Here is a 19,820-nt window from a genome sequence, read left to right on the forward strand (position 1 = left end):
TATGAAATTTTGTAGTAAAGATGAAGCCGTCCGGTATATGAATCGATCAGGATTATCCGGACGGCCTTTTATATTTATCGTCGATTATAAGCAGGAGCATGTTTGGGTGGAGGAGCCGGATGCAGTTGATCCGGAAGAGTTGCTGTATGACCTGAACGGTTTTACCAATGTGACAGGTAATGGGAAGCAGTATCCAAAGAAGCAGGTCGAGTGGGAAACCGAACCTGTCTCTTTTGAAACGTATTCCCGGTCTTTTCAGACAGTATCCGGTCATATCCATGCCGGTAATTCTTATCTTGTCAACCTGACTTGCGCTACTCCGGTGCGGACGAACCTGACACTGAAAGAGATCTTTTATTCTTCGCAGGCTCCTTACAGGTTGTGGCTGAGAGACCGTTTTGTTATTTTTTCTCCTGAAATATTCGTACGTATGGAGGATGGTTTCATCTATTCGTACCCGATGAAGGGGACGATCGATGCATCTCGGCCTGATGCGCGGGAACGGATTCTGACAGATAAAAAGGAAGAAGCCGAACATGCCACGATTGTCGATCTGATCCGTAATGATTTGAGTCAGGTGGCATCGGATGTAACGGTATCGAGATATCGGTATATAGATGAACTGGAAACGAACAAAGGCCGGTTATTACAGGTGAGTTCAGAGATCAGGGGAAAGTTACCCGATGACTGGAAAGCTGTTTTAGGGACTGTTTTGTTCAGCCTGTTGCCTGCCGGTTCCATTACCGGTGCACCAAAGAAAAAGACGATGGAGATCATCGATGAGGCTGAAACATACCGGCGGGGATTCTATACGGGAGTAATGGGATATTTCGACGGTAACCGTCTGGACAGTGCTGTTATGATCCGTTTCCTGGAACAGGAAGGAGAACGGCTGCTGTTTAAGAGTGGGGGTGGCATTACCTCCCAAAGTGATTTGCAAAGTGAGTATAATGAAATGAAACAGAAAGTATATGTGCCCATTTATTGAAACAATCAGAATCGAGAATGGAAAGGCTGTGAATATGGCTTTCCATAATTACCGCTTCAACCGGACGCGGAGAGATATTTTTGAATGTAATTTACCTGTAAATCTGGCTGATTTTATCCAGCCGGGAGAATATACCGAACGGACCCGCTGCCGGGTGGAGTATCAGGAAGAGGTGGAGAAGGTTGAATATCTGCCGTATACCATCCGTCCGGTAAATAGTTTGAAAATAGTCACCTCCGACGGGTTGGATTATACTTATAAAAGTACTGACCGTCAGAAATTGGACGGACTGTTCGGGCAACGGGGAGAGGCCGACGATATACTGATCGTGCGCGATGGTCTCCTGACGGATACTTCGATCGCTAATATTGCCTTGTGGGATGGTTCCAAATGGGAGACACCCGAAGTCCCTCTGTTGGAAGGAACGATGCGGGCATCTCTATTGGGGAAGGAAATGATTGTTCCGGCTGCAATCCGTCCGCAGGATCTGTCCCGTTATTCGCTGATCCGTTTGTTCAATGCGATGATCGGGTTCGGTGAGATTGAATTTCCTGTGGCGAATGTCCGTTAGATTATTACGTATGTGATACGCGGAATGAATTTATTTCAGGCCCGGTTATTTAAGAATGTAATAAATGGTATTACTGATACGGGCCTGATATACTTTATTTTCATGCATAAGAGAGCATAGAGCCAGACAAAGTTCGGTGTCCTGAAAATTTGTCGCTCTTTGTAATTCAGCAAATGTACTTCTTCCAACCTGGCACAAAGTCTCATACAATTGGGATATGCTCTGAGACATCTTTAAACTTAGTGTATTCATAAGCTGTTATTTTATAAGTTAATACTATGTTGATCGGGTAGAGTAGGGTGTACTGTCCCCGTATCTTTGTTTCGAAAGCTAAAGTACAAGGAATATTTGTAGGAATCTGCCCTTTTTTTGCTGTAACGGTAATTTTTACTCCTAAAACGGAATATTCGGAAACTGAAATAAAATGAGGTGAATTTACCCCTCTTTCGGCAACCGCAACACGAACCGGATCAGTGCCACGAATACCTTTCCGTATTTATCCAGTTTGATTTCACCGACACCCCGTATATCGCTGAATTCATCCAGCGTGACTGGTTTCTTCTGTACCATATCTTCCAGTGAATCATCGGAAAAGATGATATAAGCCGGTGTCTGTTCTTTCTCGGCGATCTGTTTGCGAAGTTGCTGGAGTGAGTCGAGCAACGTCTCTTCGACCGATGCGGATTTGAGTGGCTTGATCGGGCGGTATTTGAATTTGGAATCTTTTCTTCTGAAATAAGTTTTTTCTTCCGGCTCCTTGTAAATAGACATCATTGCCTTCTGCTCTCCGAACAGTATTTTTCGTCCTAACGGAGTAACTTTCAAGATACCGGCGTTGACGTAGTCGATTTCGATATACCCCAGCTGAAGCATCTGGTACAGATATTCTTTCCATTCTTTATAAGAAAGGTCTTTTCCGGCACCGTATGTTTTCAGTTTATCGTATCCTTTCTCGGTAATATCCGCTTTTTCCGATCCGCGGAGAATGTTAATCAGCATATTCATGCCGACAAACTGGCCTGTACGGAAGATGGCGCTGAGTGCTTTTTGTACCAGTATGCTGCCGTCGAACCGTTCGGGAGGGTTCTTGCATACGTCGCAGTTCCCACAATCCTGGTCGGCCTCTTCCCCGAAATAACTCAACAGGATACGGCGGCGGCAGATATCCGCTTCGCAATACCGTCTCATCCGGTTGAGTTTCTGGAGGTTGACGTCTTTCTGCCCGCTTCCTTCGGCAAAACGGCGGAGAACAAGTATATCGCCTACCGAATAGAACAGCAGCGTATCGCTTTTCATCCCGTCGCGTCCGGCACGTCCTATCTCCTGATAATAGTTTTCAATGCTGCCCGGCATATTATAATGGATCACCCAACGCACATTACTTTTATCGATCCCCATCCCGAAAGCTACGGTTGCACAAACCACATTTACCCGGTCATTGATAAAATCATCCTGCGCCTTTTCGCGTTGAGCGGGAGGAAGTCCGGCATGATAGGCGGTAGCTTTGATCCCGTAAGAGGAAAGTTCTTCCGCCAGGAACTCGGTATTATTCCGGCTCATACAATAGACGATGCCGCTTTGCCGACGGTGGGCATTGATGAAGTGGACGATAGCTGCCGTCTTTTCCTTTTTATTCAGTCCTCTCCGGATGGTGAGAGACAGGTTGGGACGGTCGAAGGAAGAAATGAAGATTTCCGGATCACGCAGGTTCAGTTGGTTGACGATATCGGTACGGGTTACTTTATCGGCTGTCGCTGTCAATGCCACGATCGGTATCTTTGGAAAATGTTCTTTCAGGACGGACAACTGGGTATATTCAGGACGGAAATCATGTCCCCAATGCGAGATACAGTGAGCTTCATCAATGGCTATCAGGGAGATATCCATACGGGGAAGCAGCCAATGCAGTTCGCCTACCAATCCTTCGGGAGAGATGTAAAGCAACTTTATTTTTCCCTGGATGCAGAGTTGTTTGATCTGGTGGCGTTCTTCTTCCGGCATCATGCTGTTGAGCGCGGCTGCCGGAATACCGTTGGCTACCAATCCGCCTACCTGGTCTTTCATCAGGGCGATCAATGGGGAGATGACAACTGCTGTTCCGGGCAGGTAAATAGCCGGAAGTTGATAGCAAATAGATTTTCCTCCACCGGTAGGCATCAGCACCAGCGAATCCTCTTTCCTCAAAATGCGTTGTATGATCTCCGCCTGCAACGGGCGGAAAGAAGTATACCCAAAAAACTTCTTTAACAGCAACAGTAACTCTTTCATCATCCAAAAATCAATTTACAAAGATAGTATAATTTCTAAATAACTGCTTGGTCTGCCTGATTATTAGGAATGCTTCGGAATTAACCCTTGGGATATAGTCAGTTACCTGGCAGGCCTATCGGACAAGCTTTGAGACGGATATATTTTATACCGTTTTTCTTTTCATATCACAGCTGTGAAACAAAAGAAATTCAACTGTGAGACAAACGGAATCCATCTGTGATATGAAAGGTGTACGGTTGTGATATGCAATAATCTTCCTATGAAATGAGGAAGTGTGGCTATATTTGACTATCTTTGCGTCCATTATTTATTTAACGAGCCGTGATGGCTCAACATTTTTATTAGATGACATTTGAACAATTACAACTGATCGAGCCGATACGTAAGGCTCTCAGAGAAGAAGGTTATACCATTCCAACCCCTATACAAGCAGAAGCGATTCCCTATGTGTTAGATGGATACGATTTATTAGGTTGCGCACAGACCGGAACGGGTAAAACTGCCGCATTTTCAATCCCTATTTTACAAAATCTGTATAATGAACGTCAGAATGGGTTTGCACGTGGTATCAAGGCTTTGATACTGACACCGACCCGTGAACTGGCTATCCAGATCGGGGAAAGTTTTGCCGCTTATGGGAAATATACCAAACTGAAACATACGGTTATATTCGGTGGAGTAGGACAGAAGCCCCAGACGGATGCGTTGCAGCGGGGCGTGGATATACTGATCGCGACACCGGGACGTTTGCTGGATTTGATCAACCAGGGTTTTATCAACCTGAAGACATTGGATTATTTCGTGTTGGATGAGGCCGACCGTATGCTGGATATGGGATTTATCCATGATATCAAGCGAATCCTGCCTTTATTACCTAAGAAACGCCAGTCGTTGTTTTTCTCGGCTACCATGCCACCGGAGATAGAACGTCTTGCCGGAACGATCCTGGTGGAACCGAAGAAGGTGGAGGTTACTCCGGCTTCGTCGACAGTCGATAAGATCGACCAGTGGGTTTATTTTGTGGAAAAGGCGGAGAAGGTAAGTCTGCTAACTCATTTGCTGAAAGATTCCGCTTTGGAATCGGTTCTGGTATTTACCCGTACGAAACATGGAGCGGACAAAGTGGCGCGTGTCCTGGCAAAAGCAAATATCGGAGCGGAGGCTATTCATGGCAATAAGAGCCAGACGGCCCGCCAGCGTGCATTGACCAATTTTAAAGATCATACGACCCGTGTACTGATCGCAACGGATATTGCTGCCCGGGGGATCGACGTGGATCATCTTACGCATGTGATTAATTACGAATTGCCGAATGTGCCGGAAACGTATGTACACCGTATCGGACGTACAGGCCGTGCAGGACGTAGCGGAGTGGCTTATTCTTTCTGTGATGCGGAAGAAGTACCGTACTTGAAAGATATACAGAAACTGATCGGTAAGCAGATTCCTGTTGCCGGTGGGAATGAGTTTGAAACGGCGGAAGTAAAAGCAGCCGTGGCCGATAAGAAAGAAGCCATCAAACAGGAGTCCAAACGCCGGAATATGTTCGGTAGCAAACGCGACGGCAGCTACTGGAGGAATAAGAAACGGACAGAGGCTGGAAATCAGAAGGTGGCTAAAAAGAAACCGTAAAGAGCCTGATTTTTCGCGGATTTTAATTATTTTTGTGCAGAGTATGAATTTGAACTGATGTAAATGCCGGAAATAAAAGAAGACATAGTTACACGTATAAACGAAGGAGATATGAAAGCCTTTGAGGTGTTGTATTCGACTTGCTATGTCTATCTTTGTGCAGTGGCTACCAAATATATATTTAACGCCGAAGCATCCCGCGAAGTAGTAAATGATGTATTTATAAATGTGTGGAATAATCGTTCCACACTAACATATCCGGTACGGGCTTACCTGATACGTGCCGTACAGAATCGATGCCTTAACCATCTTCGCCAGCAACGTCTTCAAATGGTTTCCATGTCGGATGTGCAGGAGCATTTGTTGACTATTCAGGAACAACAGATCGGCGAAGAGTCCCATCCTTTAGCTTATCTGGAGAATAAGGAATTTGAAGAACGGATTTATTCAGCGGTAAATCAGTTACCGGATAAATGCCGTGATATCTTCGTGCAATATCTCTATCATAATAAATCGTATGATGAAATTGCCGAATGTAATCATATCAGTCCTAGTACGGTCAGGGTACAGATCAAGATCGGATTATCAAAGTTAAAGACACTTCTGGGTGATTATTACCCTCTGTTCTTGCTTATTTTTAATTTTTCTCAAAAATAAATGCTTTTCTTTTAAACGCAATCTCCAAAATGCGTGTATATAATGAAAACCGGGTGGATTAACACGGTTGTAATTATATATGAATACAGAAGAAAAACATATTGAAAATCTACTACTGGACTATTTCGCCGGTGAACTGTCTGAAACCGAAGAAAAGGAATTGTTGCTTTGGCTCGAAGCCGATGAAGCAAATAAGGGAAAATTTTCAGAAATGGCCGACTGGTGGGCTATTGCACATGTACCTCTGTTCAAGTCGAATATGAAATCCGATTTCCGGGATCACTTCGGGGATCTGACCGGAAAAACTCTCCCGATAAAAGAACACAGATTATTTAACTGGCGCATCTGGGGAAAGGTGGCTGTTTCCGTATTGCTGGTTGTGGCAATAAGTACGACATCTTATTATGCCGGAAAAAGTGACCGGAAACCGAAAAGGGAACAGATAGCCTGGTTTGAAACGGTTACTCCTGCGGGCTCTCAATCGAAAGTCATCTTACCGGATCATTCGGTTGTGTGGGTGAATGCCGGATCTTCCTTGAAATATAACATAGACTTTACGAAGCAGAACAGGGAAGTATTGCTGACCGGTGAGGCTTATTTTGAGGTGGCAAAAGACTCTTTGCGTCCTTTTGTCGTGAAGTCCGGGAAACTGGATATCAGAGTGCTGGGAACCTGTTTTAACGTCAAGGCCTATGATAATGAGGAAACGATAGATGTAGCGCTGGTTTCCGGAAAGGTAAATGTTCATCTGGACGATGATAATAAGGAAGAGAAGGCTAAAGATATCGTTCTGGTTCCGAATCGGATGATCAGTTATAATAAAGAGACGAGTCAGGTTAAAATGTCGAAAGTGGATGGTGCTTCTATTTATGCCTGGACCAATGGCCGGATCGAGTTCGATAAACAGCCTTTCGACCGGATAGCGAGAGATCTGGAAAGAAAGTTCAATGTACAGATCCGTATCAATAGTAAGTCTTTACATAAGGAAATATTTTCGGGTAGTTTCTCCGCTGATCAGACGCTGGATTATATACTCCGGGAAGTCGATGTGGAGAAGAAATATACCTGGAAACAGATCGGTAACGAATTTATAATAGAAGACAAATGAGATTTTAATCTAATTCGAATATAATTACTTACAGAGAACAACTAATCATAATTTAAATCTAACATTTTAGAAATGAACTATCTAAAAAAGACCGGGAAGCTAATGGCTACAGCATGTATGATCGCTGGTTTACCTTTAGTATCCGGAGCCGCTTCTGCGTCAAAATTACAGACTCATGTCATGTCTGTCCAGATGGAAAGTGCAAGTTTAAAAGAACTGTTCGAACTGATAGAACAGAAGTTCGATTACACTTTCCTTATCCGTAACAACGATATCGACCTGAACGAGCGGGTTTCTCTTGATATGAGGAATCGGTCGGTCGAAGAAATCCTAAGGATTGCATTGAAAAATCAGCATGCTGATTTTATTGTAAACGACAACCGAATTGTCGTTTACAAGGTTAATTCTAAACCAGAATCGATTAAATCTTTTGAAAAACAGGTTACTCAGCAAGAGATAAAAATAACTGGTACTGTTTATGATGCAGTTACAGGCGACCCTGTTATCGGTGCTAATGTTATCGTGAAAGGTACTACGAACGGTACTAGTACGGATTTTGATGGTAATTTTACAATGGAAGCTCCGGCAGGCGCCACATTGGTAGTCTCTTATATCGGTTATTTGCCGATAGAGGTAAAGGCGGCAAGCGAGATGAAGATCAAAATCAAGGAAGATACCCAGAACCTTGATGAAGTGGTAGTAGTGGGGTATACGGTTCAGAAGAAAGAGAGTCTGACAGGTGCCATGCAGGTAATCAGCAATGAAAAACTGATGGACTCGACTTCCCCTACGGTAGAAAACCTGTTGTCGGGCAAGGCTCCTGGTGTATATGTAACTACCGGTGGAGGACAACCGGGTGCTGCGGGTAAAGTTGTGATCCGTGGTAAATCAACAGTAAACGGTAGTACAGATCCGTTGTGGATTGTAGATGGAGTAATCGTTGGTAGTAGTGCCGGGAGTTTGAACCCTGCCGATATAGAGTCGATGTCCATTTTGAAAGATGCGGCTTCGACCGCTATCTATGGTTCGCAAGGAGCAAATGGTGTAATCGTTGTAACAACCAAAAAAGGTAAGACAGGTAAGGCTACGATCAACGCTTCCGTAAAACTGGGTGTCAACCAGTTGCACCGTGGTAATCTGGATATGATGAATGGTGCTGAATTATATGATTATTATGATTCATTTGCCAATAAAGGAGCTATTCCTTCTTACTTTACTCCGGATTTGCGCGACCGCAATTTTGACTGGTGGAAAGAAGGTACGCATCTGGGACTGGCACAGGATTATAATCTGTCGGTATCCGGTGGTTCCGAAAATATCAAGACCTATGCTTCGATCGGTGTTTATGATGAGGATGGTGCCGTAAAGGGATATGACTATACTCGTTATAATCTGCGTTTCAATGTTGATTACAAGGCTACGGACTGGTTGACCATCAAACCGAAGGTATGGGCTACCCGTAGCGATATCATGGACCAGCAGCATGATATCAGTTCGATCATGTATGTGGATTTCCCCTGGGACTCACCATACGATGAAAATGGCGAACTGATACAGCAATACAAACCGACGAACTGGATTAATAGTGATGCTACAAACTATTTGTATGACAACCAGTGGAACTACGAAAAGAAAACATCCTATGAGTTCATGGGTAACTTCGACTTCGATATCAAGTTAACTGACTGGTTGACTTTCGCTTCCGTTAACAACTATAAATACGGAAGTACGGCTTTGAAGAATTATAAAGATCCACGTTCGCAGGGTGGTAAGGCTGATAAGGGCTTGTTGCAGGATAAGACTACTTCCTATTATCGTGTCTACAGTAACCAGTTGCTCCGTTTCAATAAGGTGTTCGACAAACATTCCGTGAATGCGATCCTGGCTTATGAATGGAATACCTATACACAGGAAATAAAAGATCAGACAGCTGCCAGCTTCGCCCCCGGTTTCTCTGTGGCGGATGTGGCGGTAACTCCTAAAAAGACCAAAGGTAGCCAGAGCGAATGGGCTGTACAATCTTATTTGTTCAATGCTAACTATGCTTATGATAACCGTTATCTGTTGTCATTCTCTTTCCGTCGCGACGGAGCTTCAAACTTTGGACAGAATGCCAAATATGGTAATTTCTTCTCTATCAGCGGTGGTTGGAATATTCATCAGGAAGAGTTTTTCAAGGCATCCGATTGGGTACAGCAATTGAAGTTGCGTGCCAGCTACGGTTCGGTAGGTAACCGTCCGACACAGTTATATCCTCAGTACACCTTATATAACCTGGGGTCAGGATACAATGGCGATCCGGGTGCTTATATCTATCAGGTGAAAAATGATGATCTTACCTGGGAAAAAACATACACGGCCGGCGTAGGTATCGATGCGATCCTGTTTGATCGTTTGACTATCAATCTGGATTATTATAACAAGAAAACAACCGACTTGCTGTATTACGTACCGCTACCGGGCGTAACGGGTGTAACAGGTGTATACCGTAACGTCGGTTCTGTAAAAAATAACGGTTTCGAGGCTTCTTTGAGCATGGATATCCTGAAAGGAAAAGACTGGAACTGGAATATATCGGCAAATATCGGTCTGAACCGTAATAAGGTAACCGAACTGTATGGCGGCAAGAGTCAGATCATTACAGGTAATGCAGGTACGAATACCTATATTTATATGGATAAGGTTGTGATGCCCGGACATGATGTAGATACATGGTATGGTACGGAATGGGCCGGTGTAGATACGGAAACGGGTTCTCCGCTATGGTTCACTACAAATGAACAGGGCGAGCGTGTAACAACCTCCAGCTACGGGGAAGCTTCTAAAAATCAGGTCGTATTAGGAAAGCAGACTCCGGATTTCTATGGAGGTTTTTCCACAGACGTATCCTGGAAAAACTTTGACCTGTCGGCCGTATTCGGTTACTCGGTAGGTGGCAAGATCTTCAATTACGACCGTTCGATGTACGATAGTGACGGTGCGTATGTAAACTACAATCAGATGAACCTGAAGAAAGGTTGGAATCGCTGGGAAAAACCAGGTGATATCGCAACCCATCCGAAAGCTGAATATGGAAACAAGAGTCAGTCGAGCCGTGGATCTTCCCGTTACCTGGAAGATGCCAGCTATCTGCGTCTGCGTAGCCTGACATTAGGTTATAACGTGCCGACTGCCAAAATTCCTTATATAGATCATTTGCGCTTGTTCTTCTCCGGTGAGAATTTGTTCGTTGTATCCGGCTTCTCGGGTATCGACCCCGAGCTTCCTGTTAACGAAGTGAGCAAGTCGGGACAGAACGGTGTCGCTATCGCTCCATATCCTCAGGTGCGTAAATTTATGTTTGGTCTGAATGTTACATTTTAATTAAAGGAAAACGAAATGAAAAAAATAGCTATAGCAGCGTTGGCTGCTGCTGCCACAATGATTACCAGTTGTGATATCGACCGTGCCCCGTATGGTTATTATACGGATGATAAGATCATGGCCGATAAGGAAGCAGCCGTAGATGTTTTATTGAACGGATGTTATTCTAAAATGAAGACCGCTTCTGAACATCTTCATTATTGCGGTGAATTCCCGAGCGATAACGTTTGTAAGGATAAACCGACAACTAATCCGTTCGGTACTTATTTTACGTATCAGCATACTGTAAATAATTCCGGCCTTTCTACCGTTTGGAATAGTGCATACAATATTATTTCCCAAACAAGTTCGCTGATGAACATGATCCAGGAGGGTGAGTCAGTAGAGCTCGATAATAAATTGGGTCAGGCTTATTATATGCGGGGAATGATGTATTTCTACCTTTGCCGTGTGTTTGGCCGTCCTTATTACCAAGAACCAGGCAAGAATCTGGGGGTGCCCATCGTGAACGGTATGCCGGAGGACCTGTCGAACCTGAATCTTCCGGATCGTTCAACCGTGAAGGAAACTTACGAACAAGTACTGGCCGACTTGAAGAAAGCGGAACAACTGATGACTGGCTTTAAGTCGGGTACTTATGTATCTAAGTATGCGGCTCAGGCTTTGTTGGCAAAAGTATATATGTATATGAGCGGTACATTCGAAAACCCTGATAAGGAGTTTGCTCAATTGTCATATAATTATGCGAACACTGTTATTGAGAGCGGACAGTTCTCTTTGTTAAATCGCAGTTCATTTATGAGATATAATGAACTGGCTCCTGACGATCCTTCTCAGACAGAAACGATTTTTGCCGTGAAATATATCGCATCTGATGTGGCCGACTGGGGCGATCCGATAGGAAGTATGTATGCGGAAATCGACGGCCAGGGCTGGGGAGAAGTATATGCAAGTGCCAAGTATATGGATTTGTTGCATGAAACCGGTAAAGATACCGATGCCCGTGAAGCCTTTATCCATCCGCAGTATAAGACGGATGATAATGACCAGCAGATCCCTGCATTCCGTTTTGTCGCTGAGTTATATGTGGATGGAAAACTTTCCAGTTATGTATATCGCCAGGGAGAAACGAAAGAAGTGGGTGGCAAGTTGGTCGCTACGATCGAATCAAAGGAATATGAACTGACTCCGGTAGATGTGGCAAATAAGCGTTATTCGATTGTTTATGAGGGTAAGACGTATGTTGGAGATTATGATTACTATATGCTGGAAAGCCAGGGTAATCCGAAATTTTTCAGCTATAAATGTTCTAAACAGGACGGGTATCCTCATTTGTATTCACCGATCATTTCACGCTTGGGTGAAATATATCTGATACGTGCGGAAGCAAGTGCCAAATTAGGCAATTATCCGAAAGCATTGTCTGATCTGAATGTGGTTCGCGAACGCTCACTACCGGATGCAGCCTACACTTCCCTGGATGCAACCAATGCACAGGAACGCATCATGAAGGAAAGACAGCTGGAACTGGCTTATGAAGCGGACCGTGGTTTTGACGTGTACCGGGTGGGAGAGACAATGGTACGCCGTTATCCAGGTTTTCACGATGGTATTCCTGAATATCCGGCAACAAGTCCGTTCGCAATTCAGTATATACCTCAATCGGAGATCAATGCTTATCCGGGTACACTGACACAAAATCCATAAATGGATAGTATGAGATCCGTATGATTTGTTATATTTGCAGGCGTTGATTGTCACAATCAACGCCTGCATTATTATATATGAAAAACATGAATATGAAAAATCTACTATGTGTAGCAACCGGAATAGGAGCCTTGTCCGGATTAAACGCCTTCGCTCAGACTGGGCAGCAGCCTAATGTTGTAATTATTGTAGCTGATGATCTGGGGTACGGCGATCTGAGTTGTTATGGTGCGACCCGTATTCATACACCGGGTATGGACCGGATAGCCAATGAAGGGCTGCGTTTTACACAGGGGTATTGTACGGCAGCAACTTCTACACCCAGCCGTTATTCCTTGCTGACAGGATTGTATCCCTGGACTAACAAAGACGCCAAAATACTTCCGGGGAATGCGGCTTTGATCATTAATACCCAGCAAATCACTTTGCCGAAAGTGATGAAGCAGGCGGGATATGTGACAGGTTCTGTCGGTAAATGGCATCTGGGATTGGGTGACGGTGCCGTCGATTGGAACGAAACTGTTTATCCCGGGGCGAAAGAAGTTGGATATGATTATTCTTTTATCCAAGCAGCGACCAACGACCGGGTTCCTTGTATTTTTATTGAAAACGGAAAGGGTGTCGGACTGGAACCGAATGATCCGTTATATGTCAGTTATAAGCATAATTTCCCGGGTGAACCTACCGGTAAGGATAACCCGGAATTGCTTCGGATGCATCCGAGTGTGGGGCATGCCGGATCGATCGTGAATGGCGTACCCCGTATCGGATTCCAGAAAGGCGGCAAGGCGGCCCAGTGGAAAGACGAGGATATGGCTGAATTGTTCCTGGAGAAGGCGAAAGGATTTCTTAAAGACAATAAGGATAAACCGTTCTTCCTGTATTACGGATTGCACCAGCCTCATGTGCCTCGTGTGCCGAATCAAAAATTTGTCGGAAAGTCGGGCATGGGACCTCGCGGGGATGTTATTCTGGAGGCTGACTGGTGTGTGACGGAGTTTTTGAACGAGTTGGATAAGTTGGGATTGACAGAGAATACGTTGGTGATCTTTACCAGCGATAATGGTCCCGTGCTGGATGACGGTTATCAGGATCAGGCAGTGGAACTGGTTGGTGATCATAAAATGGCAGGTCCTTACCGCGGTGGGAAAACCAGTTTATACGATGGGGGTACTTGTATTCCGTTCCTGTTGCGCTGGCCGGCTGTCGTTAGCCCCGGAGTGTCGGATGCTTTGATTTGTCAAATGGATTTGCTGGCCTCTCTGGCGGCATTGACAGGGCAGACCTATTCGGATAAGACTGATAGCCAGAATACCTTGCCCGTGTTTTTGGGAAAAAGCGATCAGGGACGTAAAGAGCTGGTTACTGAAGGTTATTTCAATTATGCCCTGCATCAGGGTGATTGGGTGATGATCCCGCCTTACCCTGCTTATTATGACGATCCTGACGGCGTCGGTTTTTCAGGACTGGGAAACTGTTATCAATTGTATAATATAAAGGAAGATATCGGACAGGAACATAACCTGGCGGAGAAGGAATCAAGGCGTTTGAGGCAAATGATTATGACGTTTGAAAAGCTTAAAAGAGAGACCGGAAAGATTACAAATTATTAATTGGTGATTTTGATTGATTCTTTTTTTCTAAACATATTTGAGAAGTTGATTAAATATTATAAATTTGCCCACTTAACATAAAATACTAAATAAAGAACATGGAAAACACTCGTCGTTCCTTTCTTAAAAAAATGACTGCAGCCGGAGTTGGTGCAGCAGGTTTGGCTATGGCTGGTACCGCCTCTGCCACTACAGTAGCAGGTTCTCCGGAACCTCAGAAGAAGAAAACAGCCGGAAAAGATGATGGCAAACTGCGTTTCGGATTTATCGGAACAGGTTCACGTTGCCATGAACACATCAATAATGTGTTGGCTATTCCGGGAAACAAGATCGTTGCTATCTGTGATATTCAACAGGGGCCGATCGACAGAACTCTCAAACACATTGCTAAATTTAACGTAGATGCACCTAAGGTTTATAAGGGCGGTGAACGTGAATTTGAAAAGATGTTGAACAACGAAGAATTCGACTGTGTGATCATTGCCAGCCCTTGGGAATGGCACGTGCCGATGTCGTTAGCAGCTATGAAGGCTGGCGTTCCTTATGTTGGCGTGGAAGTTTCCGCAGCTAATACAGTTGAAGAATGCTGGGATCTGGTCAATGTATCGGAAGCAACAGGCAGCCATTTGAACATCATGGAAAATGTGTGCTATCGTCGTGACTGTATGGCTGCATTGAACATGGTTCGCGAAGGTTTGTTCGGTGAACTGCTGCATGGTGGTTGCGGTTACGAACATGACTTACGTGATGTGAAGTTTAATGACGGTAAGAATTATACTTACCAGAAGGGTGGTGAGTTGCGTATGGGACCGGAGGCTTTTGCTGAAGCTCAGTGGCGTACGAATCACTCCGTACATCGTAATGGTGATATTTACCCGACTCACGGTATCGGACCGGTTGCCAACTGTATGGACATCAACCGCGGTAACCGTTTCCTTTCTCTTTCTGCCATGGCAACTCAGTCTCGCGGATTGCATAAGTTTATCGTAGATAATGGTGGCGAAAACCATCCGTTGGCTAAAGTTCGTTTTAACCTGGGTGACATCGTGACTTCTATGATCAAATGTGCGAACGGCCAGACAATCATCGTAACCCACGATACAAACTCTCCTCGTCCTTATTCTTTAGGATTCCGTATTCAGGGAACAGAAGGTTTGTGGATGAACGATGGCGATCATGTGTATGTAGAGAATCAGTCTAAACCTCACCGTTGGGATGACTCTGAAGAATGGTTTAAGAAATACGACCACAAATTGTGGGCCCAGTTGGATGCTCAGGCAAAAGAAGCCGGTCACGGTGGTATGGACTTCATTATGATGTACGACCTGATTGACCGCATCAAAAACAAACGTCCGGCTCCTATGGACTGCTATGATGCTGCAGCTTGGAGTGCTATCTCAGGTTTGTCTGAAATGTCTATCGCCCGTGGCGGTGCATTAGTTGATTTCCCTGACTTCACTCGCGGACAGTGGATTCACCGTAAACCGGAATTCGGTTTATAATTAATAAATAAGCGATAAAAAAAGAAGGAGATGTGTCTTTGGATGCATCTCCTTTTCTTTTTATAAGAGCCGGATAGAATAGTGTATTTGAGCCGTTAAGAAAAATCTTATTTGTCTGTTGTTTTGTATATTTGTGGAAAATAAGAAGGATAAAATGGAACAGCAAGAGACTACTATATTCAGTTATTCGGATATTATATTCAGTTTTTTCCTGAATAATGATACGGTCTGTAGCCACAAAGCCGTGTCGCATCTGTTGATTTATGTGTATTCGGGGCAAATGTCTATCCAGGAGAATGGGCAGGAGATTACTGCCGGAGCCGGTGAATGTGTATTCGTTAAGCGGGATCATACGGTGACTATCAATAAGGGACCTGCCAAAGGGGAACAATATAGGGGGATTACACTGAAATTCAACAGGAACTTTCTACGTGACTATTACCGTTCCTTAGACCGGAAAGATATTCCCAAAGGAGCGAAACCATTGGCTGTGTCTGTTTTGAAACTTCCTGAATCTGCCGATATCCAGAGCTTATTCTTTTCAATGGTCCCTTACTTTAATTCGGAGAACAAGCCGAATGATGAGTTGATGCAGTTGAAACTACGCGAGGGATTGATCTCCCTGCTGGCGATGAATAAAGATTTTTATCCTACGCTTTTTGATTTTACGGAACCGTGGAAGATCGATATACTTGATTTCCTGAATAAGAATTATATGCACGATCTGTCTATGGAGGAGATCGCTTTATATACAGGGAGGAGCCTGGCGACTTTCAAGAGGGATTTCAGGAAAATAAGCAGTTTGTCGCCTCAGAAATGGATTATGCAGAAGAGGTTGGATGTCGCTTATGAAAAGATCAGGAGCGGGGGAGAGAAAATATCGGACGTGTGTTTTAGTGTCGGTTTTAAAAACAGGTCTCATTTTACTACGGCTTTCAAAAAACAATTTGGGTTTACACCTGCCCGGTAGATATGTATTCCTGTGTTCTGAGCTTTTCCGAAACATCTTTTTGAGCCAATGGGAAAAACTTATAGGATGGATTCCTGTTTATCTTTGTAATATATAAAGAAAGAAGGTTCAACTATAAAAATTATTGGCAATGAAGAAGAATGTGACTTTTAAAAATCGTATTATCGATGTGGCAGCCGACCTTTACCTACCGACTGGTTTTGATGAAAATAAGAAATATGCAGCTATTGTTGTTGTTCATCCGGGAAGTAGTTGTAAGGAGCAGACGGCTGCTATTTATGCGGGAAAACTGGCTGAACAAGGATTTGTTACCCTAGCTGTCAATGCTTCCTATCAGGGAGAGAGCGGTGGTGAGCCACGGGATATAGAAGATCCGGCAACACGTGTCGAAGATATACGTTGTGCGGTGGATTTTTTGACAACACTTCCTTATGTGGATGAAGAACGTATCGGTGGTCTTGGTATATGTGCCGGCGGAGGTTACATCGTGAATGCCGCAATGACGGAACGCCGTATCAAAGCAGTAGGTACGTCTGTAGGTGCTAATATTGGCCGGGTAAATAACGAAGGGCCTGCCGAAGAGGTGATCAAGGTGCTGGAGATGATTGGCCGACAGCGTACGGCGGAAGCTCGTGGTGCAGAACCGCTGATTGTGCCCTGGGTGGCAGCAGAAAGCAAAGATGCCGAAGATATAGATTTGCGTGAGGCGTATGAGTATTACTTGACTCCGCGTGGACAACATCCGAATTCAACAAATAAATTACGTTTTATAAGTATGGCTTCCGTAATCGCTTTCGATGCTTTTCATATGGTGGACAAACTGCTGACGCAACCTTTACAGATCATTGTCGGTGCTAAAGGCGGTGTGTTCAAGTCTTTCCAGGATGGCAAAGAACTTTACAAACGGGCTGCATCGAAAGAAAAGGATTTGCTTGTTTTTGAGAATGCTTCCCATTATGACCTGTATGATAATCCGGAGTATGTGAATCCGGCTGTTGAGAAACTGACAGGGTTCTATCGTAAATATCTGGGATAACGAAGCAAGATAGATATCTTCTGATAGACAGGGATAAATAAAGAGCGTATCTGTGTTCCGTAAAGGATGATGGATATGCTCTTTATTTATTTATAAGTTCTGTCTTTTTCAATCTAAAGCTTCTATCTCTTTCAGCCATAACGTTGCCATCGCATCGCTCGGCATACGCCAGTCACCGCGTGGGGAAAGACTGACGGAACCGACTTTCGGGCCGTCGGGCAGGCAACTTCGTTTGAACTGTTGCTGGAAGAAACGGCGGAAGAAAGTGTAGAGCCATTTTTTGATTGTCTCTTTGTCGTAATTGTCCTTGAAAGCCTGTTGTGCCAGGAAGTAGATCTTGACAGGTGAGGAGCCGAAGCGGAGGAAATGATACAGGAAGAAATCGTGTAGTTCGTAAGGGCCTACCAGGTCTTCCGTTTTCTGTTTGATATTTCCGTTTTCATCTGCCGGGATCAGTTCGGGGCTGATAGGGGTATCGACGATATCCAGCAAGGTAGCGCGGGAGGCTTCATCCACCCGGTTGTGGGCAACCCATTCCACCAGGTATTTGACTAATGTTTTAGGGATGCTTCCGTTAACACCGTACATCGACATATGATCGCCGTTGTAGGTCGCCCAACCCAGTGCCAGTTCCGACAGGTCGCCGGTTCCGATCACCATACCGTTTTCCTGATTGGCTACATCCATCAGAATTTGGGTACGTTCGCGTGCCTGGCTGTTCTCGTAAGTAACATCATGGACAGACGGATCGTGGTTGATGTCTTTGAAGTGTTGGAGGCAGGCATCTTTGATCGAAATTTCTTTTAGTGTGACACCCAATGAACGGATCAGGTCGCAAGCATTGGTATAGGTGCGGTCGGTGGTTCCGAAGCCGGGCATGGTGATACCGAGTATCTGGTTGCGGGGGATACCGAGCGCATCGAAGGTCATCACGGTTACCAACAGGGCTAATGTGGAATCCAGTCCACCCGAAATACCGACAACCGCCGTTTTAGAGTGGGTATGGACCATGCGTTTGGCTAGTCCGGCCACCTGAATCTGGAAGATTTCTTCGCAACGCTCTTTTAAAGCATCGCCGGAAGGAGTGAAAGGATGCGGGTCGATCGGGCGCGTCAGTACCGGATCTCCGGAAGTTTCGGACAGGGCGAACGGGACTACGATCGTTTCCTCCGGTAATAAAGTGGAGGCTCCGTGCATGAAGCTGGTGTTCACGCGACGGTCGTTTTGCAGGTTTTCAACGTCGATCTCACTAATGATGAGTTGTTCCTGCATGGTGAAGCGCGGCGATTCTTCCAGGAGATTTCCGTTTTCGGCAATGATGCCGTTACCTGCAAAAACAAGGTCTGTACTGGATTCTCCGAAACCGGCGGAGGCGTAGACATATCCTGCCATACAACGGGCAGATTGCTGGCAGATCAGTGAACGGAGGTAATGGTGTTTACCGATCAGTTCGTTACTGGCGGATATATTTACCAGGATATTGGCTCCTTCCATCGCCAGTAGGGAACTAGGGGGAACGGGAACCCATAAGTCTTCACATATCTCGATACCGACTTTTACCTGTCCGGAGGTGAATAATAGGTGACTATTCATCGGGTATGCGTTGTTTCCGATCGAGATGGTTTTATCCCATAGCTCGGTAGCGGAAGTAAACCAGCGCTGTTCCTGAAATTCTTTGTAGTTCGGCAGATATGTTTTGGGAACTACGCCTATTATCTTTCCGCTTTGAAAAGCGATAGCGGCATTGATCAGTCGGTTGTCCGTTACGAGCGGGGCACCTACGATGGTGAGCAGGTTCAGGTCGGCGGTGTCGTTGACGAGTTTTAATAGGGCCTGTTCTGCATTCTTCAGTAAAGTTTGCTGGGCAAACAAGTCCAGGCAGGTATAGGCCGTCACCGATAATTCAGGAAAAGCGATCAGTTGGACTCCCTTTTCCGATGCCTGACGTATCAGGCTTTCTATCTGCCCTATATTATAAGAACAGTCTGCCACCTGTACGTGAGGGACGGCTGCTGCTACTTTTATAAATCCGTAGTTCATATTCTATTCTTCTTATAGTACTTCGCAATATTTTTCAAGTCGTTTTTGGCTTCGGTTGTCCAATAAAGAACATTTTTCTTTAGAACCATGTTTCTATTTCTTTTTCTAGTTCCTCATTAGATATGATACGTCCGTGTTTTATATCTTCTTCCGATTTTCTGATAGCCGCAATCATTTCTTCTTGCGAATGAACGACGCAAGGACGAGGGTTCTCTTTCTTGGGCATAACGCGTTTCACGTATTTCTTGATTTTTTCCAAAACTTCCAGATCATCTATTTCGTCCAGATAATCTTCAACGAAGTTCTTTTTCCATTGTTGTAATTCCATTGCCGTCATAACGTAAACTCCTTTCTTATATAAT

General features: G+C 44.7%; 15 protein-coding genes. 11 read left to right on the forward strand and 4 right to left on the reverse strand.

The window, feature by feature from the left end:
* The first annotated feature begins 1 nt into the window (after window position 1).
* Window positions 2-988, forward strand: a complete 987-nt coding sequence (locus IEY67_RS16695; RefSeq protein WP_183671832.1) for an aminodeoxychorismate synthase component I — start codon at window positions 2-4, stop codon at window positions 986-988.
* Window positions 972-1,559: an aminotransferase class IV family protein gene (locus IEY67_RS16700; RefSeq protein WP_122374599.1), complete on the forward strand. Its 588-nt coding sequence runs from the start codon at window positions 972-974 to the stop codon at window positions 1,557-1,559. The genes IEY67_RS16695 and IEY67_RS16700 overlap by 17 nt, the downstream gene beginning before the upstream one ends.
* 45 nt (window positions 1,560-1,604) lie before the next feature.
* Here IEY67_RS16700 and IEY67_RS16705 read toward each other — a convergent pair whose 3' ends face one another.
* Window positions 1,605-1,811 (reverse strand): winged helix-turn-helix domain-containing protein, encoded by a 207-nt coding sequence (locus IEY67_RS16705; protein WP_075556936.1) that lies wholly within the window; start codon window positions 1,809-1,811, stop codon window positions 1,605-1,607.
* A 183-nt stretch (window positions 1,812-1,994) separates the two neighbouring features.
* Complete coding sequence (gene recQ, locus IEY67_RS16710; protein WP_122357247.1) at window positions 1,995-3,827, reverse strand: DNA helicase RecQ; 1,833 nt, start codon at window positions 3,825-3,827, stop codon at window positions 1,995-1,997.
* A 348-nt stretch (window positions 3,828-4,175) separates the two neighbouring features.
* Here recQ and IEY67_RS16715 point away from each other — a divergent pair, with 348 nt between their 5' ends.
* From IEY67_RS16715 to IEY67_RS16755, 9 genes are all read left to right on the forward strand, one after another.
* Window positions 4,176-5,462, forward strand: a complete 1,287-nt coding sequence (locus IEY67_RS16715; protein ID WP_122374598.1) for a DEAD/DEAH box helicase — start codon at window positions 4,176-4,178, stop codon at window positions 5,460-5,462.
* 111 nt (window positions 5,463-5,573) lie between these two features.
* Entirely contained in the window at window positions 5,574-6,119 is a 546-nt protein-coding gene (locus IEY67_RS16720; protein ID WP_229801103.1) for an RNA polymerase sigma-70 factor, read from the forward strand.
* A 79-nt stretch (window positions 6,120-6,198) separates the two neighbouring features.
* The gene (locus IEY67_RS16725; protein WP_183671831.1) at window positions 6,199-7,227 is read left to right on the forward strand and encodes a FecR family protein; all 1,029 of its coding nucleotides are present in this window, start codon (window positions 6,199-6,201) and stop codon (window positions 7,225-7,227) included.
* Between the two features lie 72 nt (window positions 7,228-7,299).
* Window positions 7,300-10,590 carry a SusC/RagA family TonB-linked outer membrane protein gene (locus tag IEY67_RS16730; RefSeq protein ID WP_183671830.1) on the forward strand — a complete coding sequence of 1,097 codons (3,291 nt, stop codon included), beginning with the start codon at window positions 7,300-7,302 and terminating at the stop codon, window positions 10,588-10,590.
* Window positions 10,591-10,605: 15 nt separating this feature from the next.
* Complete coding sequence (locus IEY67_RS16735; protein WP_122374594.1) at window positions 10,606-12,297, forward strand: RagB/SusD family nutrient uptake outer membrane protein; 1,692 nt, start codon at window positions 10,606-10,608, stop codon at window positions 12,295-12,297.
* A gap of 92 nt (window positions 12,298-12,389) precedes the next feature.
* Window positions 12,390-13,910 (forward strand): sulfatase-like hydrolase/transferase, encoded by a 1,521-nt coding sequence (locus IEY67_RS16740; RefSeq protein WP_122374621.1) that lies wholly within the window; start codon window positions 12,390-12,392, stop codon window positions 13,908-13,910.
* Between the two features lie 98 nt (window positions 13,911-14,008).
* Window positions 14,009-15,412, forward strand: coding sequence for a Gfo/Idh/MocA family protein (locus tag IEY67_RS16745; protein ID WP_122374593.1), 1,404 nt, complete (start codon window positions 14,009-14,011; stop codon window positions 15,410-15,412).
* A 154-nt stretch (window positions 15,413-15,566) separates the two neighbouring features.
* Window positions 15,567-16,382, forward strand: coding sequence for an AraC family transcriptional regulator (locus IEY67_RS16750; protein ID WP_122374620.1), 816 nt, complete (start codon window positions 15,567-15,569; stop codon window positions 16,380-16,382).
* 130 nt (window positions 16,383-16,512) lie between these two features.
* Window positions 16,513-17,418, forward strand: a complete 906-nt coding sequence (locus IEY67_RS16755) for an alpha/beta hydrolase (protein ID WP_183671829.1) — start codon at window positions 16,513-16,515, stop codon at window positions 17,416-17,418.
* Window positions 17,419-17,526: 108 nt separating this feature from the next.
* On the opposite strand, the gene IEY67_RS16760 is transcribed toward IEY67_RS16755, so the two are convergent.
* Window positions 17,527-19,458 (reverse strand): NAD(+) synthase, encoded by a 1,932-nt coding sequence (locus IEY67_RS16760; RefSeq protein ID WP_183671828.1) that lies wholly within the window; start codon window positions 19,456-19,458, stop codon window positions 17,527-17,529.
* A 79-nt stretch (window positions 19,459-19,537) separates the two neighbouring features.
* On the reverse strand, window positions 19,538-19,795 hold the full coding sequence (locus IEY67_RS16765) for a hypothetical protein (protein ID WP_122357236.1): 258 nt from the start codon (window positions 19,793-19,795) through the stop codon (window positions 19,538-19,540).
* Between the last annotated feature and the right edge of the window lie 25 nt (window positions 19,796-19,820).

It is taken from the genome of Parabacteroides faecis, from assembly GCF_014647375.1.
Lineage (GTDB): Bacteria > Bacteroidota > Bacteroidia > Bacteroidales > Tannerellaceae > Parabacteroides > Parabacteroides faecis.